Origin of the sequence: Streptomyces sp. NBC_00078 (assembly GCF_026343335.1) — a bacterium.
In the GTDB taxonomy this organism is placed as follows: Bacteria; Actinomycetota; Actinomycetes; order Streptomycetales; family Streptomycetaceae; genus Streptomyces.
Window position 1 is genome coordinate 4,409,040 of sequence record NZ_JAPELX010000001.1, and the last position, 24,827, is coordinate 4,433,866.

General features: G+C 70.4%; 27 protein-coding genes, 1 tRNA gene and 1 pseudogene. 18 read left to right on the plus strand and 11 right to left on the minus strand.

Annotated features, from left to right (window positions below; translation table 11 throughout):
* Positions 1 to 154: 154 nt before the first annotated feature.
* Positions 155 to 580 carry a VOC family protein gene (locus OOK07_RS20670; protein WP_266682296.1) on the plus strand — a complete coding sequence of 142 codons (426 nt, stop codon included), beginning with the start codon at positions 155 to 157 and terminating at the stop codon, positions 578 to 580.
* A gap of 33 nt (positions 581 to 613) precedes the next feature.
* On the opposite strand, the gene OOK07_RS20675 is transcribed toward OOK07_RS20670, so the two are convergent.
* The 8 genes from OOK07_RS20675 to OOK07_RS20710 form a co-directional block, all read right to left on the minus strand.
* Complete coding sequence (locus OOK07_RS20675) at positions 614 to 2,626, minus strand: beta-galactosidase (protein ID WP_266797888.1); 2,013 nt, start codon at positions 2,624 to 2,626, stop codon at positions 614 to 616.
* On the minus strand, positions 2,623 to 3,936 hold the full coding sequence (locus tag OOK07_RS20680) for a glycoside hydrolase family 36 protein (protein ID WP_266797890.1): 1,314 nt from the start codon (positions 3,934 to 3,936) through the stop codon (positions 2,623 to 2,625). Before OOK07_RS20680 ends, OOK07_RS20675 begins: the two co-directional genes overlap by 4 nt.
* Positions 3,937 to 3,962: 26 nt before the next feature.
* Positions 3,963 to 4,853 carry a carbohydrate ABC transporter permease gene (locus OOK07_RS20685; RefSeq protein ID WP_266797892.1) on the minus strand — a complete coding sequence of 297 codons (891 nt, stop codon included), beginning with the start codon at positions 4,851 to 4,853 and terminating at the stop codon, positions 3,963 to 3,965.
* Positions 4,850 to 5,830: a carbohydrate ABC transporter permease gene (locus OOK07_RS20690; RefSeq protein WP_266682300.1), complete on the minus strand. Its 981-nt coding sequence runs from the start codon at positions 5,828 to 5,830 to the stop codon at positions 4,850 to 4,852. The genes OOK07_RS20685 and OOK07_RS20690 overlap by 4 nt, the downstream gene beginning before the upstream one ends.
* Positions 5,827 to 7,140, minus strand: a complete 1,314-nt coding sequence (locus tag OOK07_RS20695; protein ID WP_266682301.1) for an ABC transporter substrate-binding protein — start codon at positions 7,138 to 7,140, stop codon at positions 5,827 to 5,829. Before OOK07_RS20695 ends, OOK07_RS20690 begins: the two co-directional genes overlap by 4 nt.
* A 240-nt stretch (positions 7,141 to 7,380) precedes the next feature.
* Positions 7,381 to 9,135, minus strand: coding sequence for a copper resistance CopC/CopD family protein (locus tag OOK07_RS20700; protein ID WP_266683639.1), 1,755 nt, complete (start codon positions 9,133 to 9,135; stop codon positions 7,381 to 7,383).
* Between the two features lie 157 nt (positions 9,136 to 9,292).
* Positions 9,293 to 10,054, minus strand: a complete 762-nt coding sequence (locus OOK07_RS20705; RefSeq protein WP_266682302.1) for an SDR family NAD(P)-dependent oxidoreductase — start codon at positions 10,052 to 10,054, stop codon at positions 9,293 to 9,295.
* A complete protein-coding gene (locus OOK07_RS20710; protein WP_266797894.1) occupies positions 10,051 to 10,524 on the minus strand; it encodes a cupin domain-containing protein in 474 nt (157 codons plus the stop codon). Before OOK07_RS20710 ends, OOK07_RS20705 begins: the two co-directional genes overlap by 4 nt.
* 197 nt (positions 10,525 to 10,721) lie before the next feature.
* Between OOK07_RS20710 and OOK07_RS20715 the strand changes: the two genes are divergently transcribed.
* The 4 genes from OOK07_RS20715 (at position 10,722) to OOK07_RS20730 (ending at position 13,587) form a co-directional block, all read left to right on the plus strand.
* Positions 10,722 to 12,212, plus strand: a complete 1,491-nt coding sequence (locus tag OOK07_RS20715) for an FG-GAP-like repeat-containing protein (RefSeq protein WP_266797896.1) — start codon at positions 10,722 to 10,724, stop codon at positions 12,210 to 12,212.
* 25 nt (positions 12,213 to 12,237) lie between these two features.
* On the plus strand, positions 12,238 to 12,831 hold the full coding sequence (locus OOK07_RS20720) for an HhH-GPD-type base excision DNA repair protein (protein ID WP_266682305.1): 594 nt from the start codon (positions 12,238 to 12,240) through the stop codon (positions 12,829 to 12,831).
* A 267-nt stretch (positions 12,832 to 13,098) separates the two neighbouring features.
* A complete protein-coding gene (locus OOK07_RS20725) occupies positions 13,099 to 13,413 on the plus strand; it encodes a hypothetical protein (protein ID WP_266682306.1) in 315 nt (104 codons plus the stop codon).
* 51 nt (positions 13,414 to 13,464) lie between these two features.
* Complete coding sequence (locus OOK07_RS20730; RefSeq protein WP_266682307.1) at positions 13,465 to 13,587, plus strand: hypothetical protein; 123 nt, start codon at positions 13,465 to 13,467, stop codon at positions 13,585 to 13,587.
* 22 nt (positions 13,588 to 13,609) lie between these two features.
* Here the strand turns inward: OOK07_RS20730 and OOK07_RS20735 are convergent.
* Positions 13,610 to 13,935: pseudogene (locus tag OOK07_RS20735) on the minus strand (helicase HerA-like domain-containing protein); the annotation flags it as partial.
* Positions 13,936 to 14,179: 244 nt separating this feature from the next.
* Between OOK07_RS20735 and OOK07_RS20740 the strand changes: the two are divergent.
* Both OOK07_RS20740 and OOK07_RS20745 read left to right on the plus strand, forming a co-directional pair.
* The gene (locus tag OOK07_RS20740; protein WP_003999914.1) at positions 14,180 to 14,476 is read left to right on the plus strand and encodes a type II toxin-antitoxin system VapB family antitoxin; all 297 of its coding nucleotides are present in this window, start codon (positions 14,180 to 14,182) and stop codon (positions 14,474 to 14,476) included.
* A 112-nt stretch (positions 14,477 to 14,588) separates the two neighbouring features.
* Positions 14,589 to 15,230 carry a LytR C-terminal domain-containing protein gene (locus OOK07_RS20745; protein ID WP_266682308.1) on the plus strand — a complete coding sequence of 214 codons (642 nt, stop codon included), beginning with the start codon at positions 14,589 to 14,591 and terminating at the stop codon, positions 15,228 to 15,230.
* Positions 15,231 to 15,331: 101 nt separating this feature from the next.
* Here the strand turns inward: OOK07_RS20745 and upp are convergent, their stop codons facing one another.
* Entirely contained in the window at positions 15,332 to 15,967 is a 636-nt protein-coding gene (upp, locus tag OOK07_RS20750; RefSeq protein ID WP_266682309.1) for a uracil phosphoribosyltransferase, read from the minus strand.
* Positions 15,968 to 16,062: 95 nt separating this feature from the next.
* Between upp and OOK07_RS20755 the strand changes: the two genes are divergently transcribed.
* From OOK07_RS20755 to OOK07_RS20795, 9 genes are all read left to right on the plus strand, one after another.
* Positions 16,063 to 16,257, plus strand: a complete 195-nt coding sequence (locus OOK07_RS20755; protein ID WP_266517313.1) for a hypothetical protein — start codon at positions 16,063 to 16,065, stop codon at positions 16,255 to 16,257.
* A gap of 231 nt (positions 16,258 to 16,488) precedes the next feature.
* Positions 16,489 to 17,037 carry a tRNA adenosine deaminase-associated protein gene (locus OOK07_RS20760; protein ID WP_266683641.1) on the plus strand — a complete coding sequence of 183 codons (549 nt, stop codon included), beginning with the start codon at positions 16,489 to 16,491 and terminating at the stop codon, positions 17,035 to 17,037.
* Between the two features lie 59 nt (positions 17,038 to 17,096).
* A complete protein-coding gene (tadA, locus tag OOK07_RS20765; protein ID WP_266682310.1) occupies positions 17,097 to 17,522 on the plus strand; it encodes a tRNA adenosine(34) deaminase TadA in 426 nt (141 codons plus the stop codon).
* 61 nt (positions 17,523 to 17,583) lie between these two features.
* A tRNA-Ser gene (locus OOK07_RS20770) sits at positions 17,584 to 17,668 on the plus strand.
* Between the two features lie 157 nt (positions 17,669 to 17,825).
* Positions 17,826 to 18,002 (plus strand): hypothetical protein, encoded by a 177-nt coding sequence (locus OOK07_RS20775; protein WP_266797899.1) that lies wholly within the window; start codon positions 17,826 to 17,828, stop codon positions 18,000 to 18,002.
* 13 nt (positions 18,003 to 18,015) lie between these two features.
* Complete coding sequence (locus OOK07_RS20780) at positions 18,016 to 18,309, plus strand: Dabb family protein (RefSeq protein ID WP_266682311.1); 294 nt, start codon at positions 18,016 to 18,018, stop codon at positions 18,307 to 18,309.
* A gap of 170 nt (positions 18,310 to 18,479) precedes the next feature.
* Positions 18,480 to 19,319 (plus strand): RNA polymerase sigma factor SigF, encoded by an 840-nt coding sequence (locus OOK07_RS20785; RefSeq protein WP_266682312.1) that lies wholly within the window; start codon positions 18,480 to 18,482, stop codon positions 19,317 to 19,319.
* 303 nt (positions 19,320 to 19,622) lie between these two features.
* A complete protein-coding gene (locus tag OOK07_RS20790; RefSeq protein WP_266682313.1) occupies positions 19,623 to 20,513 on the plus strand; it encodes an RNA polymerase sigma factor SigF in 891 nt (296 codons plus the stop codon).
* Between the two features lie 54 nt (positions 20,514 to 20,567).
* The gene (locus OOK07_RS20795; protein ID WP_266797901.1) at positions 20,568 to 21,311 is read left to right on the plus strand and encodes a hypothetical protein; all 744 of its coding nucleotides are present in this window, start codon (positions 20,568 to 20,570) and stop codon (positions 21,309 to 21,311) included.
* A gap of 10 nt (positions 21,312 to 21,321) precedes the next feature.
* Here the strand turns inward: OOK07_RS20795 and OOK07_RS20800 are convergent, their stop codons facing one another.
* Positions 21,322 to 21,522 carry a hypothetical protein gene (locus tag OOK07_RS20800; protein ID WP_266682315.1) on the minus strand — a complete coding sequence of 67 codons (201 nt, stop codon included), beginning with the start codon at positions 21,520 to 21,522 and terminating at the stop codon, positions 21,322 to 21,324.
* Between the two features lie 206 nt (positions 21,523 to 21,728).
* Here OOK07_RS20800 and OOK07_RS20805 point away from each other — a divergent pair, with 206 nt between their 5' ends.
* A complete protein-coding gene (locus OOK07_RS20805) occupies positions 21,729 to 22,229 on the plus strand; it encodes a MarR family winged helix-turn-helix transcriptional regulator (protein WP_266682316.1) in 501 nt (166 codons plus the stop codon).
* Positions 22,230 to 22,314: 85 nt separating this feature from the next.
* Positions 22,315 to 24,804 (plus strand): MFS transporter, encoded by a 2,490-nt coding sequence (locus OOK07_RS20810; protein ID WP_524540336.1) that lies wholly within the window; start codon positions 22,315 to 22,317, stop codon positions 24,802 to 24,804.
* Positions 24,805 to 24,827 lie beyond the last annotated feature (23 nt).

Below are 24,827 nucleotides of genomic sequence, written 5' to 3' on the forward strand. Positions count from 1 at the left end.
TGGAGTGATCCCGCTGGAGGCAGGTCGCGGAAGCGGTGAGAGCACTATGCCCGGAAAAGTCGAAACGTCACCTTGTGTTACGCATATCGGGTTATCCGGTGCGCCATACGGGTGTCGGCGTGGGTGACGGAGTCAGCGGGTGCACAGTGGAGGCATGAGCGAAAGCGACAGCGGAATTCTGGCCCGGGGACGGGCGGTGACCCGCCTTCCCGCGCAGGACCTGGAGCGGGCCCGGCGCTTCTACTCCGAGAAGCTGGGTCTGCAACCCGTGGACGAACGGCCCGGCGGGTTGCTGTACCGGTGCGGGGACACGGAGTTCGTCCTGTTCAAGTCGACGGGAGCCTCGTCCGGCACCTTCACGCAGATGGCGTGGACGGTCGACGGCCTGGAGACGCTGGTGGCGCAGCTCAAGCAGCGCGGCGTGGTGTTCGAGGACGTCGACGTGCCCGGGCTCCACACCCGGGACAGCATCGCCGAGGTCGAGGGGAACTACCCGAGCAAGGGCGCCCGGGGTGAGCGCGGTGCCTGGTTCAGGGACAGCGAGGGAAACCTGCTGGGCGTCGGCGAGCCGGTCTACTGACCGGCCCGCCCGGTTCGCCCGGCAGGTCCTGTTTCACTTCCCGCGCGGCTCTCGTACGACCGCGACCTCGCCCGCCGGGACGCTCACCGATCCGGCGAGCGGCTTCCGGGTGAGGAGTTCGACCGCCTCCGGCGCCACGGAGACCTCCGCGTCCCGTCCGCCGTGGTTGATCAGGAAGAGGTAGTCGGCCTCGGAGCCCCGCCGTACCGCGACCTCCACTCCCTCGGGAGCCGTGCGCACGGCCGCGACTCCCGCCTCGCCGCGGATCCGGCCGAGGAGCCCGGCGAGGGTGTCCGGGTCCGGCAGCGTGGCCAGGTACCAAGTGGTTCCCGTGCCATGCGAGTTGCGCGTCACCGCGGGCACACCGTCGAGCGGTCCGTCCGCGAACGAGGTCACCGCCTCCGCGCCCTCCAGCCGCACCCGCTCCGACCACAGGACCGCCGTACCGCCCTCGCTCAACCGCAGCGTCTCCCCCGGCAGGAGCGGGAAGAGCTCGTCGGTCCGCACGCCCAGGGCCTCCCGGAAGGCGCCCGGGTAACCGCCCAGCCGTACATGGCAGTTCGCGTCGACCATCCCGCTGTGGAAGCCGACCGCCAGGGTGCCGCCGCGTTCGGCGAAGGCCGTGAGGTTGGCCGCGCCCTCGTCGTCGATCAGGTAGAGGGTGGGGGCCAGGACCAGGCGGTACGGCGACAGGTCCGCGTCCGGGCGTACGAAGTCCACCGCGACTCCGGCGCGCCACAGGGGGTCGTACCAGGCCCTGACCAGGTCCTGGTAGCGCAGCTCGCCGCTCGGCTGCGAGGGCAGCTCCAGGGCCCAGCGGGCGTCCCAGTCCCAGACCACCGCCACCTCGGCCGGCGTCGTGCTGCCGCGCACCTCGGCCAACGCCCGCAGATCCGCGCCCAGTCGGACCACGTCCCGCCAGATCTGGCTGTCGGTGCCGGCGTGCGGGAGCATCGCCGAGTGCCACTGCTCGGCGCCCGCCTTCGCCGCCCGCCACTGGAAGTAGGCGATGCCGTCGGCGCCGCGCGCCACATGGCCGAGGGCGTTGCGGCGCAACTCGCCCGCCGTCTTGGCCCGGTTGACAGGCTGCCAGTTGACCGCGCCGGTGGAGTGCTCCATCAGCAGCCACGGGCCGCCCGCGAGGGAGCGCATCAGGTCGCCGCTGAGCGCGATGTCGACCTGCGACTCGGGGTCGGCGGACAGCAGGTAGTGGTCGTTGGAGACGATGTCCAGCTGCGGGGCCCAACGCCAGTAGTCGAGGGCGTCGAAGTTGTGCATCACCATGAAGTTGGTGGTGGCCGGGATGTCCTTGCCCGCCGGGGACGCCTCGCGCAGGGCGTCACGCTCCGCCTCGTACAGGGAGAGCAGTTCGTCGCTGCAGAAGCGGCGCCAGTCGAGCTGCTGGGCGGGGTTGGGGACCGCGCCCGTCGCGCGCGGGGGCAGGATCTGGTCCCAGTCGTAGTACCACTGGCTCCAGAAGGTGGTGCCCCAGGCGTCGTTGAGCGCGTCCAGGCTCGCGTACCTGTCCTGGAGCCAGCCGCGGAAGGCCTGCGCGCTCGTGTCGCAGTAGCACTCCGCGTTGTGGCAGCCGTACTCGTTGTGGATGTGCCACATCACCACCGCGGGATGGCCGGCGTAGCGCCTCCCCAGTTCGCCGGCGATCCGCAGCGCCGCCTCCCGGTAGGCCGGGCTGCTCGGGCAGAACGTCTGGCGGCTGCCGTACGACAGCCGGCGGCCGTCCCTGTCGACCGGCAGCGCCTCCGGGTGCTGGACGAAGAACCAGGCCGGCGGGGCCGCCGTCGGGGTCGCCAGGTCGGCGGCGATGCCGTGGGCGTGCAGCAGGTCGAGGATGCGGTCCAGGCGCGAGAAGTCGTACGTGCCCTCGGAGGGTTCCAGCAGCGCCCAGGAGAAGATGTTGACGCTGACCATGGTGACCCCGGCCTCGCGCATCAGCCGCATGTCCTCGGCCCAGACCTCCTCGGGCCACTGCTCGGGGTTGTAGTCGCCTCCGTAGGCGATGCCCGGCACGTTCAGCGAGCGGGTCATCGGCCCGCTCCCGAGAGCAGGCGACGGGTGGTCCGCACGCCCCACTCGTCCAGCGACAGCAGGCGGTCGCTGGACGCCATCAGGCCGCCGGTCGCCTCGACGTGGGCCGCCCAGCGCTCGCGGGTCTCCACGGCCGGGCGGGCCATCAGGCAGTCGGGGTCGTTGACCCAGAGGCGGCCGTGCTGCCACTGGCGGCCGACGCCGGTGAACTCGGCCGGGTCCTGCCCTGGCTGGCTGTAGTCGTCGGCCTCGGGACGGCGGTGCGGGGCCGTGTCGGGGCTGACGCGCATCGCGTCGAAGAGGCCGGCGGACGCCAGCAAGGGCGCCCCGCAGCCCAGCAGGTAGGCGTCCGGGCCGATGGCCTCCCGGATGAGCGAGATGCCTTCCCGGTAGGCCGTCAGCGGGTCGGCCGACGAGTGCCGTACGCCCTCCAGCGCGCCCGCGTACAGGAAGTCGACCTTGAAGTAGTCGTAGCCCTCGGACCGGAAGGTGCGGAACACCTGCGTGAGGTAGGCCGCCGCCTGAGGGTGCGTGGTGTCGAGGACGCGCAGGTCGTGGCCCCAGTTGCGGCCGGCGTGGGTGAAGCCGCCGTCGCGGTCGTGGACCAGCCAGTCGGGGTGCTCGGTGGCCAGGTCGCTCGCCGGGTCGACGAGGAAGGGGGCCGTCCAGATGCCGGCCCTGCGACCGCGGGCGCGGATGGCGTCCGCGATGCCCTCGCGGGAGCGGAAGCGGCCGGAGAGGGTGAGCCAGTCGCCGAGGGCCTTCTGGTAGCCGTCGTCGATCTGGACGACGTCGATGGGCAGGTCGAGGGTGTCCATCGCACGGAGGTTCTCGTGGATGTCGTCCTCGGTGACGGCCGTGAAGTACTCGTACCAGGAGCACCAGACGGTGGGTGCCGGGCGCGGGGGCGCCACTTCGAGGCTCTCGGCCCAACTCGCCAGCAGGGACTGGATGTCCGTGCCGGTCCACTCCTTCACCGGACCGTCGGCGCTGACCTCCGCCCGGCCGTCCTCTACGGTCAGCCGGACGGACGGGACCTCACTGGCGGGATCCACGGCGGCCCACAGGCGGACCGGTGAGCCGTCGCCCGGGTCGAGCGCCAGCAGCCCCTCGCCCTGGAAGGTGCCTTCGGGGACGGTGACGCCCGGGCGGTAACAGACCGTCGCCCAGTTGTCGTTGGTCGGGCGGTACGGCTTCTCACCGAGTGCGTAGGCGCCGCTGGGGCTCCAGGACTGCCAGCCCTCCTCGTGGACGCGGGCGGTGCGCGCGTCCACGGGCACGGAGGCGACGGGCGTGAAGGGGTGGGGCACGGTCGTTCTCTTTCGGAGGAAGGGCCTCAGCCCTTGTTGGCGCCGAGGGTCAGTCCGCTGACGAACTGCCGTTGCAGCACGAAGTACACGATCAGTGTCGGGATCGCGGTGAGCAGGGCGCCGGCGGCGACCAGGTTGGGGTCGGTGAAGTACTGACCGGAGAGGTTGTTCAGGGCGGAGGTGATCGGCATGTTCTCGCCGGTGGAGATCAGCACGATGGCCCAGAAGAAGTCGTTGTAGATCCAGATGGACAGCAACGTCCCCAGGGCCGCCATCGCCGGCTTGCACAGCGGCAGCACGATCTGCCAGTACATGCGCCACACCGACGCGCCGTCGACGAGGGCGGCCTCCGTCAGCTCGTGCGGCAGCATCCGCATGTAGTTGCTCAGCACGAAGGCGCAGAAGCCGGACTGGAACGCCACGTGGATGAGGACCAGGCCGAGCGCGGAGTCGTACAGCTTGCCGCTCATGGTGATGCCGGGCAGGTCGATGAGCAGGTACAGGCGGTACAGCGGGGTGATGATGACCTGCTGCGGCAGCAGGTTGCCGGCCGTGAAGACCAGCAGCAGGAAGATGTTGAGCCGGAAGTCGAAGCGGCTGACGTAGAACGCGACCATCGACGACAGCAGCAGCGTGATGAGCACGGCCGGGACCGCGATGATCAGCGTGTTGCCGAAGTAGTGCATCATGTCCGACTGCTCGAACGCGTTCTTGAAGTTGTCCAGGCTGAGCTTGTCCGGCCAGGAGACGTAGCCCTTGTTGCTGGTCTCCGAGTACGGGCGCAGCGCCGCGATCACCGCCCACAGAAGCGGGGCGAGCCAGGCCAGTGAGGTGCCGACGAGGAACACGTGCAGCAGGACGCGGGCCGGGCGGAGGGGGGTGCGCTGCTTGCCGAGCGCGGCGGCGTTGGTGCTCATGCGCGCCGCTCCTTCCGGAAGGTCGCGATCAGGTACGGGATGATGACCGCGAGGGAGATGACCAGCAGGACGACGGCGATCGCGGAGCCGTAACCGATGCGGCTGGATTCGCCGATGATGTTGTTGGTGATCAGGATCGACAGCAACTCGGTGCCCTGGGCGCCCTTGTTGAAGACGAAGACCAGGTCGAAGGCGCGCAGCGCCTCGATGATGGTGACGACCAGCACGACGGTGTTGGTGGGCCGCAGGGTGGGGAAGATGACGTTCTTGAACGTCTGCCACTCGTTGGCGCCGTCCAGCGAGGAGGCCTCGCGCAGGGACGGGTCGACGCCCTTGAGGCCGGCCAGGTAGAGGATCATCATGTAGCCGGCGTGCCGCCAGGACGCGGCGATCAGCACGGCCCACAGGTTGAGGTGCGGGTCGCCGATCCAGTCGATGTAGTGGCCCGGCTTGTTGGCTCCGATGAGGCTGTTGATCAGGCCCGTGTCCGGGTTGTAGACCAGCTGCCAGACGAATCCGGTCACCGCCAGCGACACGACGACCGGCAGGAAGAACGCGGTCTGGTAGACGCGGCTGAAGCGGATCTTCTTGTCCAGCTGCACGGCCAGGAAGAGCCCGAACGGCGTCGGGACCAGGATCAGCACGACGAACCAGATGATGTTGTGCTGGACCGCCGGCCAGAACTGCGGGTTGTCGGTGAACAGCTGGTGGAAGTTGTCCAGCCCCACCCACTTGATCGAACCGAGGCCGATGCCGTCCCAGGTGGTGAAGGCCAGCGCGATGGAGGCGAGGGCGGTGACCCAGACGAGGGCCACGTGCAGGACCGTCGGCACGCCCGCCATGAAGGCGAGCGTGATGCGGTCACGGCGGGTCAGCAGGCGCTTGTGGCCTCGCGGGACCCGCTTGTTGACAGGGGCAGGCCCCGAAGGCGGCACGGCGGCCGCCTCCGGGGTCTTCGTGGAGGTCTCGGAGCTCATGCGGAGGCGAAGATCGTCTTCTTCTGGCGTTCGATCGACGCCAGCAGACTGTCGACGCCCTTGGGGTTCTGCAGGAACTTCTGCAGCGAGGGCTGCATCACCGTGGAGGTGAAGTCGGGCCGCGAGTCGCGGTCCATGAACTGGGTGAGGCTCTTGGCCTCACTGATCATCGTGTACGCCTTCTTCTGCAGCGCACTGTAGGAGGAGGTGTCGGCCTTGCTGGAGGCGGCCACCACGCTCGGGTCGGACTTGAGGTAGATCGCCTCGGCCTCCGGGGTGCCCAGGTACTCCAGCAGCTTGGTGACGCCCGTCTTGTTCTTCGGGGCCTTGGAGACCATGAAGCCGTCGGTCGGCGCCTCCACGGTGTCCTGCCCGTACGCGGAGTTGATCTCCGGGAAGGGGAAGAAGTCGAGGTCGTCCGCGTCGGCCTTGTTGGTGAACTGCTGCGCCACGAAGCTGCCCAGCACGTACATGCCCGACTTCTTGGCCACCAGACCCTGGGCCGCGTCCTGCCAGGTGCGGCCCATGAAGCCGTCCTGGTGGTAGGGCAGCAGCTCCGCCCAGTGGTCGAAGACGGCCTTGACCTTCGCGTCGGTCCACGACTCCTTGCCCGCCATCAGGGACTTGTGGAAGTCGTAGCCGTTGAGGCGGAAGTTGATCTGGTCGAAGGTGCCCATCGCGGGCCAGGCGTCCTTGTCACCGAACGCGATCGGGACCAGGCCGTCCTTCTTCATCTGCTTGCACAGCGACACCAGTTGGTCCCAGGTGGTGGGGACCTTGTAGCCGTGCTGCGTGAAGACGCTCTTGCGGTAGAAGACCGCCCACGGGTACGTGTACAGCGGCACGAAGTAGTACTTGCCGTCCTCGCCCTTGCTCAACTGCTTCATCGCGTCGGGGAAGTCGCCCCCGATCTTCGTCCACACGTCGTCGATCGGGCTCGCGAGCTTCTTCGCGGCGAAGAACTGCATGCGGTACCCGGCGAACCAGGTGAAAACGTCGTCCGGCGTGCCCTGCAGATACGAGTTGATCTGCTCCTGGAAGGTGTTGTGGTCCTTGGTGTTGACGTCGACCTTGATGCCGGACTGCTTGGTGAACGCCTCATAGATCTGGGCGAACGCCTTCTTCGGCACCGCGTCCGAGGAGTTGGAGCCGAGGCTGACGGTCTTGGGATCCGACGAGGACCCACTGCTGCCGCAGGCGCTCAGCAGCGGTATGCCGGCCCCCGCGAGCAGGGCGGCGCCACCCACACCGCGCAGCAGACCGCGGCGGCTGGGGGAGGGGAGAGAAAGACCCGAGGGCGGGACGTCCATGTACGGCTCCTGACGGCAGGGGTTCGGCCACAACTAGGCCATGTCGAAAAAAAGTCGAAACCGACCAGAAATCAACTCGACCGAACATCGTGGCGCTTATATCAGCCGTTTGTCCGGTCATGCGTCAAGAGCCGCAAGGCACCTTTGTGGAAATGTGACCGACACGTTCTGATCGTTTCCGTCCGAGAGGTCGAACGATGCCGCCCGAAAATAGCAGGAATGTCGGTTCTGCTCGCGGCGCTAGCCGACGATCCGGACCGGCTTCGTCCCGCTGACCTGGTCGATCTCGGATGTCCGGATCGTTACTTTCATGGTCCAGGTTCCCGCTATGGGGAGTGTGACCGAGTTCGTCCCCCAGTAGCCGCCCTGATCGGTCAGCTTGGCGTCGAGCGGGCCGATCTTCTGGGCCGGGAGGGTGAAGGAGAGCCGGAGTTCGGGGACGGAGACGATGCCGCCGTCGGGGCCGAAGACCACCGCCTGCACGGTGTTGTCGCCGACCCGGCCCGCGTCCAGGGTGATCTGCACCGTGCCGTGCGCACCCGGGGTGCCGAGGTCGAAGGGGACCGTCGTGACCGACGCGACGGGCAGCCCGCCGGCCGTCACGGACGCCTGCCCCGCCTCGGCCGCCGCGCGGCCCGGCAGCGTGCCGCCGAGGACCGTCGTGATCACCAGCACCACGACGCCGACGGCGACCTCGGCCAGGACGGAGCGGCGAAGGCCGCGGCGGCTCGAACCCCCGGCCGCGGGAAGGGCCGGTTCCTCGGGCGCGGCCGCCGCCGGCCCGCCGACCCGTTCCGGCACCCGTTCGGACACCCGTTCCCGTACGACCGTCTCCGCCCCGGAAGCGACCAGCCGCGCCGTCCACCGCCGCGAGACCCCGGCGGCCACCAGCAGCAGCGCCACCGCGGCCAGCTTGGCGACCAGCAGACGCCCGTACGTGGTCCCGGTGAGCGCGTCCCACGAACCGAGGCCCCGCCAGGACTGGTAGAGGCCGGTGACGGCCAGGACGGTCACGGACGCGAAGGCGAGGCGGGAGAAGCGGGCCACGGCGGCCGCGGGGACCTCCGTGCGGTGGAGCGAGATCAGCAGGGCCGTGAGACCGCCCAGCCAGACGGCCATCGCCAGCAGGTGCAGCACCGTGGACGCCATCGCCACCGGCACCTGGATGCCCGCGGAGGCGTGCTCGGCGGCGGCCCAGGTGAGGGCGAGAGCCACGGCGAAGAGGGCACCGCCGGCCAGCAGCGGGCGCGGCCGGGCCGCGCGTGCGCGCAGTCGCGGGGCGACCACGGCGGCGATCAGCAGCAGGGCGATCCGGGCCAGCAGGGCGAGGCCCGGGCGGCCCGTGAGGGTGCGGGTGAAGGCCGAGGCGTCGAAGGCGGTCGCCGGGCCCGTGCCGGTCTCGTACGGGGCGCGCAGCACCAGCAGCGCCAGGGTGGCCCCCAGCAGGGTCCACCAGCCCGCCACCAGGGGCCTGCGGAGCGGGCCGCGGTCCGTGGGGCGGCACAGGGCCACGAAGGCCGCCGTACCGAGGACCAGAGCCACCGCGAGGTAGGCCAGGTAGCGGGCGATGTTGTACAGGCCGGCGGTCGCCGGGTTCTCGACCGGGCCGGTGCCGGCCGGGGCGACGGTCGCGGATGCTTTGCCGACGGAGAAGGTGAACGCCCCGCCCACCGGATGGCTGTCCGCCGACACCACCCGCCAGGCCACGACGTACGTGCCCTGGGCGAGCTTCCCCGGCAGGCTCACCCGCGCGGTGTCGGAGCTGCCCGGCGCGTGCTGCGCCTCGCCGGTGCGCACGCGCTGGTTGTCGGGGTCCAGGACGCGGAAGGAGTCGTCGAGCAGGCTGACGGATTCGGTGAAGGTCAGGGTGATGTGACGGGGGGCCGACTTGAGGACGGTGCCGTCCCGGGGGTCGGTGGACCTGAGGGCCGCGTGGGCCGACGCGGGGCCCGCCGCGCCGAGGACGAGCAGGACCAGCACGGCGCCCAGCAGCACCAGCCCTTGGACTCCGCGGCGTCCGCGGACCCCGCGGAACTCGACACGCGCTCGCCGTCCGCCGTGTGCACCCTCACACTCCACGCATGTCTCCGTCGTCCGACTCACCACCGTCCCGATAGGTACGGATGCCGGCGGGCGTGTGCTCACCGGGCCGTCACCACGACGGCCGGGCCAGGACGCCTCCGTCCACCACCAGGTCGTGTCCCGTCACCCAGGAGGCGAGCCGCGAGGCCAGGAACACGCACGCGTCCCCCACGTCCTCCGGCCGCCCGAGCCGGCCCAGGGGCGCCGCCCCCTGCCACCGCCGGACCCCCTCCGGCCAGTCGCGGTCCAGCCCCTCCCGGTCGATCAGGCCGGGCGAGACGGTGTTGACGCGGATGCCGTGGGGCCCGTACTCCTGGGCCGCCGACCGGGCGTGCGTCACGACGGCCGCCTTGGCGGAGCTGTAGTGGGCGTGCAGCGGTGCCGGCTGCCGCGCCTCGATCGAGGCGATGTGGGTCACGGATCCACCGGCACCCCACTCCCGCATGACGTTCGCGGCCGCCTGTGTGCAGGCGAAAACACTGAACAGGTTGGCGTCCATGACCTCCCGCCACTGGGCCGCCGTCATCCCGGGCAGCTCCCGGGTCGGCTGCACACCGGCGTTGTTGACGAGCGCGGTGAGGCCGCCGCCCCACTCGGCCGCCTCGTGCACCACCCGCCGGCACACGTCCTCGTCGGTGAGGTCTCCCTGCACCACGACGGCCCGCCGGCCCAGTTCCTCGATGCGTGCGGCCACTCCCCGCGCCGTCTCCACCGCCGTACGGCAGTGCAGGGCGACCGCCGCGCCCTCCTCGGCGAACCGCAGCGCGATACCCCGGCCGATGCCGCCGCCCGCGCCCGTGACCAGGGCGACCTGTCCTTCGAGCAACCTCATGGACGGCACAGTCGCGCAATCCGGTCGGCCTCGGCCGGATACCGCGCCGTCAGGTACTCCGCGTCCCCGTGCTCGTAGCCCTCGTAGGTGAACCCGGGCGCCATCGTGCAGCCGAAGAACGTCCACGCCCCGCCCTCGACGACCCGCCCGCCCATCCAGGTGCCGGCCGGCACGGTCGTCTGCGGCTGCTGGCCGCCCAGCACGTCGGGCCCGAGCACCACCGTCCCGGCCGTGCCGTCCGGGGCGAGGAGCAGGAGTTCCAGCGGGTCGCCCAGGTAGAAGTGCCAGACCTCGTCGGTGGGCAGGCGGTGCAGGGCGGAGTAGTCCTCCACGGTCAGCAGGGCGACGATCGCGGAGCCCTCCGGCCGGCCGTCGGCCCGCTCGGGGCCCTCCCAGGTACGGCGGAACAGGCCGCCCTCGCGCGGGATCGGTTCCAGACCGTAGTGGGCGACGAGATCCTCGGGAGTCACCCGGGGAAGGCTACCTTCCGGTGCGGAAAGGCCAGTTGGGCCCTCTTCCCGGGCACCGCAGGACCGGCCTCGAAGCTGCGCGAGGGGCGAAGACGCCGACGCACGGGGACGGCCGGGAAATACGGCCCGCTCGTACAACCTTTCGCCCCTCTGATGTGTCAGGTGAGGCATCCGTTGCAGCAGTTCAAGGAGTCCCCTTGCGCAGAACAGTCATCGTGAGCGCCGTGCTCACCGCTGTCGCCGCCGTTCCGCTCACCCCGCTGACGTCCTTCGCCGCCACCCCCTACAAGGGCGCCAACACCGCGGCCGTCCAGGACGACTTCAACGGCGACGGGTACCGGGACCTGGCGGTCGGGGCCCCGGAGGCGGCCAACGGGAGCGTGGAGGCGGCCGGTTCGGTCGTCGTGCTGTACGGGTCGAAGTCGTCGGTGAGCGCGACCCGGCGGACGGTCATCACCCAGGCGACCTCCGGGATTCCCGGCGACCCCGAGGCGTGGGACCGCTTCGGCACGACGGTCACCAGCGCCGACCTGGACCGGGACGGCTACGCGGACCTGATCGTCGGCGCGCCCGACGAGGGCGTCGGCAGCGCGGCCGGCCGGGGCTCCGTGACCGTGGTGTGGGGCGGCCCGAGCGGGCTGGCGGGCGGCACCAGCATCTCCCCGCCCGCCGGTTACGGCGACGGCATGATCTCCTGCGGCTTCGGCATGTCCCTGGCCACCGGAGACATGAACGGCGACGGGGCCCCCGAACTCAGCATCGGCTCCCGCTGCGACGGAGCCTCCTACACCGGGCCGTTCAAGCGCAACGGCCAGGCCGCCTCCGACTACCGGGAGTGGCGCCTGGGCGAAACCCGTGGCGTGGTGATGGGCGACGTGAACGGCGACGGCAGGGCGGAGCGGTTCTGGCTGGCCGGGCCGACCGACGGCGACCTCCGCGGCCCGGTGGACCTCGACACCGGCCCGCCCCTCGCCGACGGCGGTATCGGCAACAAGCCCATCGACCTGCCCTACGCCGACGGCCACACCGGCATCATCGGCGACATCAACGGCGACGGCTACGGCGACCTCGTCACCGGCATCTCCACCGACGACTCCATGTCCGGCGGCCCGGCCGGCTGGGCCCACCGCGGCGGCGAGATCCAGGTCCTCTACGGCAGCGCACAGGGCATCACCGCGGCCCAGAAGCCCAAGGTCTACCACCAGGACACGGCGGGCGTTCCCGGCACCGCGGAGAACGGCGACATGTTCGGCCAGTCGATCAGCGTCGGCGACGTGAACGCCGACGGGTACGCCGATGTCCTGGTCGGCTCCCCCGGCGAGGCGGTCGGCTCACACCAGGCAGCCGGCACCGCCGTACTCCTGCGCGGCTCCGCGTCCGGCCTGACCACGGCCAAGGCCGCCGGATACACCCAGGACACGGCGGGCATCCCCGGTGCCGTCGAGACCGGCGACCAGTTCGGCGCCGCCGTCCACCTCGCCGACCTCAACAAGGACGGAAAGCCGGAGACGATCGTCGGCGCCCCGACCGAGAACAGCGACGGCTGCCTGTGGATCGCCCGCGGCTCGGCGGCCGGCCCCGTCCTCAGCGGCTCGGTCAACGTGTGCGGCAAGGCCTCCGGCATCACCGTCCGCGGCGCCAAGGGCTACTTCGGCGCCGCCCTGCCCAGCGCTCACGTGGAGGTCTGAGACACACCGAGGCATGATCGGGGTCATGGACGTCACCCTTCACCTCGCCCAGGACCCCGAGGCCGACGGGCTCCTCGGGCGCTCCCCGCTCGCCGCGCTCGTCGGGATGCTGCTTGACCAGCAGGTCCCGATGGAGTGGGCGTTCAAGGGGCCGCGCACCATCGCCGACCGGCTCGGTGCCGACGACCTGGACGCGCACGAGATCGCCGTACTGGACCCGGAGGCGTTCGCCGCACTGCTGTCCGGGAAGCCGGCCGTGCACCGCTACCCGGGCTCCATGGCCAAGCGCATCCAGCAGCTGTGCCAGTATCTCGTCGAGCACTACGACGGGAACGCCGAGCTGGTCTGGAAGGGCGTCGAGGACGGCCGGGAGCTGCTGAAGCGGCTGCAGGACCTGCCGGGATTCGGCAAGCAGAAGGCGCAGATCTTCCTGGCGCTGCTCGGCAAGCAGCTGGGCGTACGGCCCACGGGCTGGCGGGAGGCGGCGGGCCCGTACGGCGAGGCGAAGTCCTTCCGCTCCGTCGCCGACATCACCGGACCCGAGTCCCTGACCAAGGTCAGGGCGCACAAGCAGGAGATGAAGGCGGCGGCCAAGGCCGCGAAGACCGCGGGGTCATAGGCGCCGGCCGACCCGCGCGTACCGGCCTTCCTCTGGATCGTGACGTTCATCGGCCGGCATCGCCCTGAACGGCTCCCCCTTCGAGCCGGTCGCCGTCCTCACCCTTGTCGGCGGCATCCGGCTGGTCGCGGTCGGCGTCGTGGAGACCATCGCGGCGATCCCCATCCGGGCCGGGCCGGGCAAGTGCCGCGCACGGTGTAACCCGTACGGGCGGATCTCGGCTCCGCCGTGCCGAACACCTGGTGTGCCGTGGGCAGAGGACCTCCCGTGAGCACCGCACGACACCTCCCCCGCGGCCACGCCTGGCTGCGGACACTCGTCCTGCTGCTCGCCCTGCTGGTGCCGGGCGCCCACGCCGAGGTGCACGCGACGCCGGTCGCGGCCGCGGAGACCGTCGGGTACGACGCCCTGGACGCGGCCCTGCGGCCGCCTGCCGAAGCGGTCCGTCCTGCCGTCGCGGTCCTGCGCCCCGCACCTCTCCCGGCCCCGGCACCTGCCACCCCGGCCGGCCGCCCCCGCCAGGCCCCGCCCCGGCCGCCGCACGCCCTCCCGGCCCTGCGCACCGTGGTCCTGCGCTGCTGACAGACCCCGCTCCCCGGCAAGGTCACTCAGTACGACGCAAGGAACACAGCCATGCCCACCGACCCGTACGCGGTCCTGCGCGCCCTGCTGCGCGCCGAGGCCGCACGCAGCGCACCGAAACCGACCACGAACAAGCCGGAGCCGAAGCAGCCCCGGGCAGAACGGGGCCGCTGATCCCCCGGCGGGGGCGGGACCACCGCCTCCGCCGGGCCGTTCCGAAGAGCGAGCGGGTGATCTCGCGCCCGGTCCGCGTGCCCACGGAGCGGGCCGGCGACTTGAACATGCCGCTGCCGACGACCTGTTCGACGACGGACGGCAGCGGCCCGGCCTTCGGCGCCCGGGCCGCCTCCTTCATCTCGTCCGGCCCCTTCGCCCCGGCGGGCTTCGTGGACGCCGGCTTCTCGGACGCCGGTTTCCTGTCCACAGCCTGTGCGTAACACCCGTACAGCGGCTAGGACGTCACCGCCCGGTCCATGGCCCTCACGTCCCCATCAGGGAGTCCGGGGCGCGCAGCCGGGTCGAGCGGGCCCGCCGAAGGCGTACCCGGAGGCGTACCCGGAGGCGTACCCGAAGGCGGTCTCAAGGGCTTCCGAGGGAGGGCGGGAGCACTTCCGCGTGCCTCACGAGCGGCGGCGGACGACACGGTCTCGCTGTCACTCATATCGGACCTCTGTTCCCCTTTGCCCCGCTTTTTTCCATCATTTCCAGCGCCGCGACTCCGTCGCCATGGCTGCGCCCGGAAGGTCTTGCCCGGTAGGCTTTCCGTGTGATCTTCAAGCGCATCGGAAACGGCCGGCCGTACCCCGACCACGGCCGGGAAAGCACCCGGCAGTGGGCGGACGTCGCGCCGCGCCCGGTCCGCCTCGATCAGCTCGTCACCACCAAGGGACAGCTCGACCTGGAGACCCTCCTGGCCGAGGACTCGACCTTCTACGGCGACCTGTTCGCACACGTCGTCAAATGGCAGGGCGATCTGTATCTCGAGGACGGCCTCCACCGCGCGGTGCGGGCGGCACTGCAGCAGCGTCAGGTCCTGCACGCGCGCGTGCTCGAACTGGACTGACGCACGCTTCCCACAGGCCTGCCGGTAAAGGCTTGGCCCTTTTGGGTTCACCTGTGCGGCGCCCGATGATCATCTAGTAGGCATTGCCGCTCAGGCGCACTACGCTGCGCTCATGAGCATGCTGACTCCCCCAGGCATGGGCGGGAAGTACCGGATCACGGGGGACAAATACCCCCGGATGCGCAGTCGCCGACGGCGCGGCAGGCTCGGGCTCGCCCTCGTGGCCTCGGTCGCCACGCTCGGCCTGGTCGGCTGGGGCACTCTGCAGCTCATCGACGTCTTCACCGGCGGCGGCGAGAAGGCCTCGGCGGCGGGCTCCAGGGCGGACTGCGCGTCCAAGGCGAGCCCGTCGGCCAGCGTCAAGGGGGCCGCCCCCAAGCCGGGCCAGATCACGGTCAACGTCTACAACGCCACCACCCGCGGCGGTCTGGCCAAGAACACGGCGGACGAACTCAGGAAACGCGGCTTCAAGATCGGCGACGTGGGCAACGCGCCCAAGGAGTTCGACAAGAAGGTGAAGGGCACCGGGATACTGCTCGGCCCCTCGTCCTCCCTGAACAGCTCACTGCCCGTGCTCGCCACCCAGCTCAGCACCGCCGAGCGCCGTACGGACGCGGCCCGCAAGGGCGCCGACGTCGACCTGATCATCGGCGACGGCTTCAAGAACCTCACGGCCAAGGCGACCGCGGACAAGGCGCTGGCCGCACTGACCAACCCGGAGCCGACGCCCACCTCGAAGAAGAAGAGCTGCTGAGCAACGCCCTGAAGGGGCGCGGGACCGCGCGATCAGCCAGCGCGGACCGTCAGTCGCGACACATCCGCACCCCTGGGGCGAAAAGGCGCTGAAGCGGGCCTCTACTCTGCCGCGCCGTAAAGCCGGTCCCCCGCATCGCCCAGCCCCGGCACGATGTACCCGTGCTCATTGAGCCGCTCGTCGACCGCGGCCGTCACCACCGTCACCGGCGTACCCGCCAGCTCGCGCTCCATGAGTTCGACGCCCTCCGGGGCCGCCAGCAGCACCACGGCGGTCACATCGTCCGCGCCGCGCTTGATCAGCTCCCGGATCGCCACGACCAGCGTGCCGCCGGTGGCCAGCATCGGGTCGAGGACGTACACCTGGCGCCCGGAGAGGTCCTCGGGCATGCGGGTGGCGTACGTGGACGCCTCCAGCGTCTCCTCGTTGCGGACCATGCCCAGGAAGCCCACCTCCGCGGTCGGCAGCAGCCGGACCATGCCGTCCAGCATGCCGAGGCCGGCCCGCAGGATCGGCACCACCAGGGGGCGCGGGTAGGAGAGTTTGACGCCGGTGGTCGAGGCGACCGGCGTGTTGATGTCGACCTGTTCGGTGCGCACGTCGCGCGTGGCCTCGTAGGCGAGCAGGGTGACCAGCTCGTCGGCGAGACGGCGGAAGGTCGCGGAGTCGGTGCGCTGGTCGCGCAGCGTGGTGAGCTTGTGGGCGACCAGGGGGTGGTCGACGACGTGGAGACGCATGAGCTAACAGTAACCGCGCCCGCGCAACCCTTGCGCTGGCATCAAACCGCCCATCAGAGGGAAGGTGGGAGGGACGGACCGGGGGTGGTGTGCCTATGCCTGACCTGCCAGAGCGCGACATCCGCGAGGACTCGCCGTCGAACGGGACCGACGCCGAGCGCCGGCGTCGCAGGGCCCAGTTCCTGCGTGACCTCGCCGAAGCACGCGAGCTGCGCGACCGTGTCCAGCCCCGCCGCGCCAAGACCGCCCGCCTGCGCCACGCCATGCGCATGCGCACGTTCCGCTGGTGACTCCGGGACCCGCCTGAGGGTCACCCGGTGCGTGTCCGCAGGGTTCGCCGCGTACGATCCCGCTCGTGGCCGATCAAAACGGGCGGACACAGGGTGCAGAAGACGTCCCCTGAACGCCTTGTTTCTGCCACGATTCCGAGTGGGTGGGGCCCGGAGCACAGCTCTCCCCGCCCAGAACCTCCGCCGGGGGGACCCCCAACCGGCACGCCTATGACCAGTGGGAGAGTCACGGTGTACTTCGCCGCACTGCTCGCGCGCACCGAAGACGGGTGGGAAGCGAGCGACACAGAGCTCGACGACGTGGAGACCCTGTCGGATCTGGCCGATCTCGCCCGGGAAGCCTCGACCGAGGACGACACGGTGCTCGTCCTGATCGAGCAGGAAGACGGGTGGTTCGGCGTCGTCCGCATCGACGGCGAGGAAGACCCTCGCATCTACGTCTCGGACGCCGCCGCCGCCGCCCGCAGCTCGTACGGAGAGATCCTGCTCACCGATGAACTGCTCGGAAGGGAGCCCGGAGGCGACGACGCCGACCTGGACTCCCTCGACCTCGACGGTACGGAGGACGGTGAACCCGACGACAGAGCCGCCGACGACGATGACGACGACGGAGACGGCGACACCTCCGCCGAGTCCGTGCCGCACAGCCCGGTCGGCGACCCCGAGATCCTCGACGACCTCGGTGTCAGCTCGAACGAGCTGCGCTCGCTGGACGAGGACGCCCTGAACACGATCGCCGAGGCGCTGGGCGCCTCGGAGGTCCTGGAGACCGTCCGCTGACCGGTGCAGCGAGCGCGGGAGGCACCCCGGACCCGGTACGCGACCGCTGGCGGGCCGCGATGCGGCTCGCCCTGGGCGAGGCCGGGCGGGCCGGCGGGGACGTCCCCGTCGGCGCCGTGGTGCTGGCACCGGACGGGACGACCGTGCTCGCGGCCGGGCACAACGAACGCGAGGCCACCGGCGATCCGACGGCGCACGCCGAGGTCCTCGCGATCCGCCGGGCCGCCGCCGAGCTCGGGCGGTGGCGGCTGTCCGACTGCACGCTCGTCGTCACCCTCGAACCGTGCACGATGTGCGCGGGCGCGATCGTGCAGTCCCGCGTGGACCGCGTCGTCTACGGCGCCCGCGACGAGAAGGCCGGCGCGGCCGGCTCCCTCTGGGACGTCATACGCGACCGGCGTCTCAACCACCGCCCCGAAGTCGTCGAGGGCGTACTCGCGGAGGAGTGCGCCCGTCTTCTGACCGACTTCTTCCGCTCCCGCTGACCCCCTGGCCCGGCGAATACCGATTTCAAACCACTGCCCGGCGTGCTGTAAGGTCTCCCTCGGTAGCGTGTCCGAGCGGCCGAAGGAGCTCGCCTCGAAAGCGAGTGTGGCGCAAGTCACCGAGGGTTCAAATCCCTCCGCTACCGCTTGAAAAGGGCCCCGTCGACAAACGGGGCCCTTTGTGCGTTCTGTGCGAATCCCGTTCGCACAGAGGGCCGTTGATCCCGGAAAGAGCCGTGAAGGTTACACTCGCCGCCGTCAACAGGGGGCCCACGAGGCACGACAGTCCCAGGGGAGGCCGCGATGGCGGTGAATGCGAAGAAGATCGCCGTCTATGCGCTCGTGGTCTTCGCGCTGTACGTGATCATCACGGACCCGGCCAAGGCGGCCGACTACGTCCAGATAGCGTTCGAGGGCATTTCGGACGCCGCGAAGGCCATCGGCGACTTCTTCACCTGGCTCGCCGACGGGGCCCACTAGCTAGGAGAGCACCATGATCCGGCATCTCGTCCTCTTCAAGCTCGACAAGGACGTCGAGCGCGACGACCCGCGCGTCGTGGAGGGTGTCGAGGCCTTCCGGTCCCTGGACGGGAAGATCCCCGAGATCCGCTTCTGGGAGCTCGGCTGGAACCTCAGCGACCGCCCCATCGCGTACGACTTCGCCATCAACTCCGGCTTCGACGACGCGGCCGCGCTGCGCCGCTACGTGGAGCACCCGGAGCACCAGGCGGGCGTCACGCTGTGGAAGGAGTTCTCCACCTGGGTGATCGCCGACTACGAGTACTGAGTCGGTCTTTTTGGGGCCCCGCGCCGGAGTGGCGTGGGGCTCTTTTGCGTCTTATGCCCCAACTTGCCTTCAACACGGCGTTATGCGGTGCTTGCACACAGTGCACATCTCTTGTGATGCTATGACCACTTTTGACGGATGAGTTGAATGATTGCGAGGCGGAGTTGACCGTGCCGGCCAGTACTGCGCCTCAAGCACCGCCCCTGGAAACCGCTCCGGCCATGCCGGAGACACCTCCGGCCCGCAGCCGCGGCGCCGACACCCGGGCCCTCACCCAGGTGCTCTTCGGTGAGCTCAAGGAGCTCCTGCCGGGGACGCCTGAGCACATCCGGGTGCGTGGGGCGCTGATCGAGGCCAACCTCCCGCTCGTGCGCTACGCGGCCGCCCGCTTCCGCTCCCGCAACGAGCCGATGGAGGACGTGATCCAGGTCGGCACCATCGGCCTCATCAACGCGATCGACCGCTTCGACCCGGAGCGGGGCGTGCAGTTCCCGACCTTCGCGATGCCGACCGTCGTCGGCGAGATCAAGCGGTACTTCCGCGACAACGTCCGCACGGTCCATGTCCCGCGCCGGCTGCACGAGCTGTGGGTGCAGGTCAACAGCGCGACCGAGGACCTGACGACCTCCTTCGGGCGCACCCCGACGACCCCCGAGATCGCCGAACGGCTGCGTATCACCGAGGAGGAGGTGCTCTCCTGTATCGAGGCCGGCCGCTCGTACCACGCGACCTCCCTGGAGGCCGCCCAGGAGGGCGACGGACTGCCCGGCCTCCTCGACCGGCTCGGTTACGAGGACCCGGCCCTGGACGGCGTCGAGCACCGGGACCTCGTCCGGCATCTTCTCGTCCAACTCCCCGAACGCGAACAGAGAATCCTTCTCCTGCGCTACTACAGCAACCTCACCCAGTCGCAAATCAGTGCGGAACTCGGCGTCTCGCAGATGCATGTCTCCCGGCTACTCGCGCGTAGCTTCCAGCGGCTGCGATCCGCCAATCGGATCGAGGCATAAGAGGCGCACGGGCGCACACTCCGGAACACCGCAGTTCGCAAACAGGATCGACGTGTAACCGGCACGAGCGAATCGCTCACCAGGGATGTTCCCGACAGTTCTGCGCTGAAAAAGCCTCAGACCCCCTCTTTCCAGGGCCTATTCACGTCTTACATGTCGACATGTCACTACAGCGCGTTGCCGACATGTGACATTCTTCCGGCAGCGCGTTTGCCGTGGCTTCGGCTCCGGTATTCAGGTGAAGGCTGAACTCCTCACCAGGGGAGGCTCGCCACGACCGTCCCGCGACCCAGAGGGGGTGGCATGTCCGCAGAACAGGGCAGCTCCAAGGTGCTCACGCTCACGAAGAGCGATTCCGCGCCCGCCGACGCCGTGCTCGACCAAGCTCCAGTGCCGGAGGCCCGCCAGTCCCCGGCCGTCCCGAGCACGGAAAGCATCGACACCCGCACCCTGTCCCGCTCCCTGTTCCTGCGGCTCGCCGCACTCGACGAGAACAGCCCCGAGCGCGCCTACGTCCGGGACACCCTCATCGAACTCAACCTCCCGCTCGTGCGGTATGCGGCGGCCCGCTTCCGCTCCCGCAACGAGCCGATGGAGGACATCGTCCAGGTCGGCACGATCGGCCTGATCAAGGCGATCGACCGCTTCGACTGCGAGCGGGGTGTGGAGTTCCCGACGTTCGCAATGCCGACGGTCGTCGGTGAGATCAAGCGCTTCTTCCGCGACACCTCGTGGTCGGTGCGCGTCCCGCGCCGGCTGCAGGAGCTGCGGCTGGCCCTCACCAAGGCCAGCGACGAGCTGTCGCAGAAGCTCGACCGCTCCCCGACCGTCCCCGAACTCGCCGCCGTGCTCGGCGTCTCCGAGGAGGACGTGGTCGACGGCCTCGCGGTCGGCAACGCGTACACGGCATCCTCCCTCGACTCCCCGGCCCCCGAGGACGACGGCGGCGAGGGCTCCCTCGCGGACCGCCTCGGCTACGAGGACACCGCGCTGGAGGGCGTCGAGTACCGCGAGTCCCTCAAGCCCCTGCTGGCCAAACTCCCGCCCCGCGAGCGGCAGATCATCATGCTCCGCTTCTTCGCCAACATGACCCAGTCGCAGATCGGCGAGGAGGTCGGCATCTCCCAGATGCACGTCTCCCGCCTGCTGACCCGCACGCTGGCGACACTGCGCGAGGGGCTCATCTCCGACTGAGCGAAGCTCCGCCCGGGGGTTCCTATTTGACGGAGCGTCAGCCACCATGGCGCGATGCTTCGTGGAACTCCTCGGCCGACATGGACACATGGCCGTCGAGGCGCCCTGATCGGCGCGTCGGCGGCCGTCGTCTGCCTGGGCACCGCGCTCGCCGCGTGCGGTGGCGGTGGCGCGGGCGGCGGATATGTCGCGCTGGGCGCGGCGGGCGGTACGCCTCCGGCTTCCGGTACGGCGGTGAAGCCGACGGGGAGGGTGACGCTGGTGCCGCTCGACGGGGACCGGGACGAGGGGAGCGGGGGCGCCGGCTCGGACAACTCCGCCCCGGGGAGCGGCGGCACGGGGAGCGACCGGCAGGGCCCGGCGGGCGCGGGTGACAGCCCGGACCCCTCGACCGCGGACCCTTCGGCCGACGGCGCCACGTCCCGTCGTACGGCCACGGGTTCACCGTCCGCGAACCCGGCCCCGACCCCGAGCCCTGCGGCGCCCGTCGGCCCCGCGGACCTGAGCTGGGGCGAACCGGTGCGCAGGGCCACGGACCGGCGATGGTGCGAGGACGTGAGCCTCGCCTTCACCAACTCCGGGGGAACCGCGGTCCGTTCGGGCACGGTGACCTTCGGGACGCACGTCATCGGCGCGCTCGGCATCGACTGGGGGACGGTCGAGTCGGCCGTGAAACTTCCGGCACCGGTCGGTGCCGGGGCGCGGAAGAAGAAGACCTGGACGGTGTGTGTCGACGCGTGGCGTGTGCCGCTCGGCATGCACATCGAGACGCGGGACGTCGCCGTCCAGTGGAAGTAGCGGTTCGCCGCTACATGAGCGCGAGCCAGGCGACGGCCGCCACGACCGCGACCGCGACGACGATGCCGACGATCAGGCCGATACGGGGGCCTGCCGGGGCGGGCGCCTGCTGCTGACGGCGGCCCTGCGGGCCCTCGTCGACAAAAGCGCGGAACATCTGGGTGTTGCCTGCGGGGTCGTGGTTGCCCTGGGGGCCCTGGGGGTTAGCCATAGCCCGAGACCCTAGCGAATCAGTGGTTGTGGCCCAAGTGGGGGGCAGCTCGGGGCGGCACGACAGGGGCAGCCGCCCTCACCTGCGTATTTACGTTCGCAATACTTGTCTTTGCCAAGTTTTTGTCCCGTACCGGGCCCATTTTGTTTGCCTGCAGCAACCAACAACTTCTATGGTTGCCCCAAGCAACGAAAGCGGGAGGTGTGATGGCCGAGCGGGCGCAGTACGAGGAGCTGGTACGTCAGTTCAGCGCCTTCGGTGCCGTGAAACGGGAGCTCGGACGGATCCTGCCGTCCGACTGCCCCAGCGGCAGCGCGGCCGTACTGACGCTGCTGGGCCGCCATGGCGACATGCGCATGAGCAGGCTCGCGGAGCTGCTCGTGGTGGACATGTCGGTCACCAGCCGCCATGTCGCGCACCTCGCCGAGCGCGGCTGGATCGACCGCTCCCCCGACCCGGCGGACAAGCGGTCCCGGATCCTGCACCTCACACCGACGGGCCTGGCTCGTCTGGAGGCGCTGTCCGAGCGGACCACGCAGCTGCTCGCCGACCGGCTGAGCGACTGGAGCGACGACGAAGTCTCCCAGCTCACCCGGCTCATGGCCCGCCTGCGGGCCAGCTTCGACGACAGCCGCGCCCTGCCGCCCCGGCTCCCGCCGCCCGCACCAGAACTCGAACCCATCACCCGTACACCCGCAAGCACTTGAGAAAAGGAAGCCCATGGCAACGACCACACCAGCCGGTGTGCGGGCTCATGCCAAGCACGGGGGAGGCTCCGCCGAGTACGCCCCGATGACGCACCGGCAGATCATGGAGGCCATCTCCGGTCTGCTGCTCGGCATGTTCGTGGCGATCCTGTCCTCCACGATCGTCACCAACGCCCTGCCGCACATCATCAGCGATCTCGGGGGCGGCCAGTCCGCCTACACCTGGGTCGTCACCGCCTCTCTGCTGGCGATGACCGCGACGACCCCCCTGTGGGGCAAGCTCGCCGACCTGTACAGCAAGAAGGCGCTCGTCCAGATAGCCCTGGTCATCTACGTCCTGGGGTCCGCGGCCGCGGGTCTGTCGCAGAACTCCGGCATGCTGATCGCCTGCCGTGTCATCCAGGGCGTCGGCGTCGGCGGTCTGTCCGCCCTCGCCCAGATCGTCATGGCGGCGATGATCTCCCCGCGTGAGCGCGGCCGTTACTCCGGCTACCTCGGCGCGACGTTCGCCGTCGCCACCGTGGGCGGCCCGCTGCTCGGCGGTGTCATCACCGACACCTCGTGGCTCGGCTGGCGCTGGTGCTTCTACGTCGGCGTCCCCTTCGCCGTCGTCGCGCTGATCGTGCTGCAGAAGACCCTGCACCTGCCCGTCGTGAAGCGGGACGTGAAGGTCGACTGGGCCGGCGCGTTCTTCGTCGCCGCAGCCGTCTCGCTGCTGCTGGTCTGGGTCACCTTCGCCGGTGACAAGTACGACTGGGTGTCCTGGCAGACGTACGCCATGGTCGGCGGCTCGATCGCGCTCGGCCTGCTCTTCGTGCTCGTCGAGTCCAAGGCACGCGAGCCGATCATCCCGCTGCGGCTGTTCCGCAACCGCACCATCACCCTCGCCTCGCTGGCCTCGCTGTTCGTCGGTGTCGCGATGTTCACCGGCACGGTCTTCTTCAGCCAGTACTTCCAGCTGGCCCGTGACAAGTCCCCGACGATGTCGGGTGTGATGACCATCCCGATGATCGGCGGGCTGTTCGTCTCCTCCACCGTCTCCGGGCAGTTCATCACCCGCACCGGCCGCTGGAAGGCATGGCTGGTCAGTGGTGGCGTGCTGGTGACGGCAGGCCTGGGCCTGCTCGGCACCATCCGGTACGACACGGACTACTGGAAGATGGCCATCTTCATGGCCCTGCTGGGTCTCGGCATCGGCATGATGATGCAGAACCTGGTGCTGTGCACGCAGAACCAGGTCGACCCGAGCGACCTCGGCTCGGCCAGCTCCACGGTCACCTTCTTCCGCTCCCTCGGCGGTGCGGTCGGCGTGTCCGCGCTCGGCGCGGTGATGGCCCACCGGATCACGCACTACGTCACGGACGGCATCTCCGCCCTCGACCCCAAGTACCAGGCAGCGCTGGCCGGTTCCAGCTCCTCCACCGACAGCATCCCGGACCTGGGCAAGCTCCCGGCGCCGATCCGCACCCTCATGGAGAGCGCCTACGGTCACGGCATCGCCGACGTCTTCCTGATCGCCGGCTGCCTCGCGGCCGTCGCGTTCCTGGTCACTCTGTTCATCAAGGAGGTTCCGCTGAAGACGAAGGGCGCCCTGGCGCAGGCCGCTGCCGCGGACCAGGCGCCGGCCGCGCCGCAGGCCGAGTCGCTCGCCGAGCCGCAGACCGCTTCCGCCACCGCCGGGACGTCGGCTCCGGCAGCCACCGCCGAGCACGTCCCGAGCTGGGCCGTGTCCGACACCGAGACCGCCCCCGACGGCACCCAGCGGCTCTCCGCCGTGGCCACCGTCGCCCGGCCCGAGGAGTCGGCCGGTGCGGGCGGCACCCCGGTACGCGGCTTCGTCCGCGGTGCCGAGAGCGCGCCCGTGCCGCAGGCCGCCGTCACGCTGATCTCGCTGGCGGGACGGCAGCTGGGCCGGTCGGTCGCGCAGGCCGACGGTTCCTACGCCGTGGACGCGCCTGGCACGGGTTCGTACGTCCTGATCGCCTCCGCCGACGGGTTCCAGCCGCAGGCGTCCACGGTCGTGGTGAACGGTGAGCCGGTGTCGTACGACATCCTGCTCAGCGGCACCAGCGGGCTGAGCGGTGTCGTGCGGTCCGCCGAGACCACCCTGCCGCTCAAGGACGCGATGGTCGTCGTGACCGATGTGCGCGGGGACCTGCTGGCCACCGCCGTCACCGGTGAGCAGGGCGAGTTCTCCCTCGCCGAGCTGGTGCCGGGTGCCGTGACCGTCGCGGTGAACGCAGCCGGGTACCGGCCGCGCGCCCTGCCCGTCGAGGTGGGCGGCACCGGCGTCACCCGTATCGAGGTCGACCTCGATACGGGCGCCCAGCTCCAGGGCGTCGTACGCGCCCCGCACGGCCCTCTCGCCGACGCCCGCGTGACGCTGGTGGACGCGGCGGGCAACGTGGTCGGCACGGCCACGACCGGCACGGACGGGGCGTACGCCTTCACCGACCTGAACGGCGGTGAGTACACGGTCATCGCGACGGGCTACCCGCCGGTCGCTACGGCACTGACGGTGAACGGCCGCGGAGTCGACGACCACGACATCGAACTCGCCCACCCCGGCGAGTAGTTCACACTCCGGCCCGTGGTGGT

What these genes read in the sequence shown, in the direction of transcription:
- OOK07_RS20670 (WP_266682296.1), top strand. Translation starts at nt 155, where the DNA reads ATGAGCGAAAGCGACAGCGGAATTCTGGCCCGGGGACGGGCGGTGACC.
- OOK07_RS20800 (WP_266682315.1), bottom strand. Translation starts at nt 21,522, where the DNA reads ATGGCTAACCCCCAGGGCCCCCAGGGCAACCACGACCCCGCAGGCAAC.
- tadA (WP_266682310.1), top strand. Translation starts at nt 17,097, where the DNA reads ATGCGGCTCGCCCTGGGCGAGGCCGGGCGGGCCGGCGGGGACGTCCCC.
- OOK07_RS20720 (WP_266682305.1), top strand. Translation starts at nt 12,238, where the DNA reads ATGGACGTCACCCTTCACCTCGCCCAGGACCCCGAGGCCGACGGGCTC.
- OOK07_RS20705 (WP_266682302.1), bottom strand. Translation starts at nt 10,054, where the DNA reads ATGAGGTTGCTCGAAGGACAGGTCGCCCTGGTCACGGGCGCGGGCGGC.
- OOK07_RS20745 (WP_266682308.1), top strand. Translation starts at nt 14,589, where the DNA reads ATGAGCATGCTGACTCCCCCAGGCATGGGCGGGAAGTACCGGATCACG.
- OOK07_RS20810 (WP_524540336.1), top strand. Translation starts at nt 22,315, where the DNA reads ATGACGCACCGGCAGATCATGGAGGCCATCTCCGGTCTGCTGCTCGGC.
- OOK07_RS20755 (WP_266517313.1), top strand. Translation starts at nt 16,063, where the DNA reads ATGCCTGACCTGCCAGAGCGCGACATCCGCGAGGACTCGCCGTCGAAC.
- OOK07_RS20730 (WP_266682307.1), top strand. Translation starts at nt 13,465, where the DNA reads ATGCCCACCGACCCGTACGCGGTCCTGCGCGCCCTGCTGCGCGCCGAG.
- OOK07_RS20690 (WP_266682300.1), bottom strand. Translation starts at nt 5,830, where the DNA reads ATGAGCTCCGAGACCTCCACGAAGACCCCGGAGGCGGCCGCCGTGCCG.
- OOK07_RS20805 (WP_266682316.1), top strand. Translation starts at nt 21,729, where the DNA reads ATGGCCGAGCGGGCGCAGTACGAGGAGCTGGTACGTCAGTTCAGCGCC.
- OOK07_RS20675 (WP_266797888.1), bottom strand. Translation starts at nt 2,626, where the DNA reads ATGACCCGCTCGCTGAACGTGCCGGGCATCGCCTACGGAGGCGACTAC.
- OOK07_RS20775 (WP_266797899.1), top strand. Translation starts at nt 17,826, where the DNA reads ATGGCGGTGAATGCGAAGAAGATCGCCGTCTATGCGCTCGTGGTCTTC.
- OOK07_RS20685 (WP_266797892.1), bottom strand. Translation starts at nt 4,853, where the DNA reads ATGAGCACCAACGCCGCCGCGCTCGGCAAGCAGCGCACCCCCCTCCGC.
- OOK07_RS20780 (WP_266682311.1), top strand. Translation starts at nt 18,016, where the DNA reads ATGATCCGGCATCTCGTCCTCTTCAAGCTCGACAAGGACGTCGAGCGC.
- upp (WP_266682309.1), bottom strand. Translation starts at nt 15,967, where the DNA reads ATGCGTCTCCACGTCGTCGACCACCCCCTGGTCGCCCACAAGCTCACC.
- OOK07_RS20795 (WP_266797901.1), top strand. Translation starts at nt 20,568, where the DNA reads ATGCTTCGTGGAACTCCTCGGCCGACATGGACACATGGCCGTCGAGGC.
- OOK07_RS20695 (WP_266682301.1), bottom strand. Translation starts at nt 7,140, where the DNA reads ATGGACGTCCCGCCCTCGGGTCTTTCTCTCCCCTCCCCCAGCCGCCGC.
- OOK07_RS20790 (WP_266682313.1), top strand. Translation starts at nt 19,623, where the DNA reads ATGTCCGCAGAACAGGGCAGCTCCAAGGTGCTCACGCTCACGAAGAGC.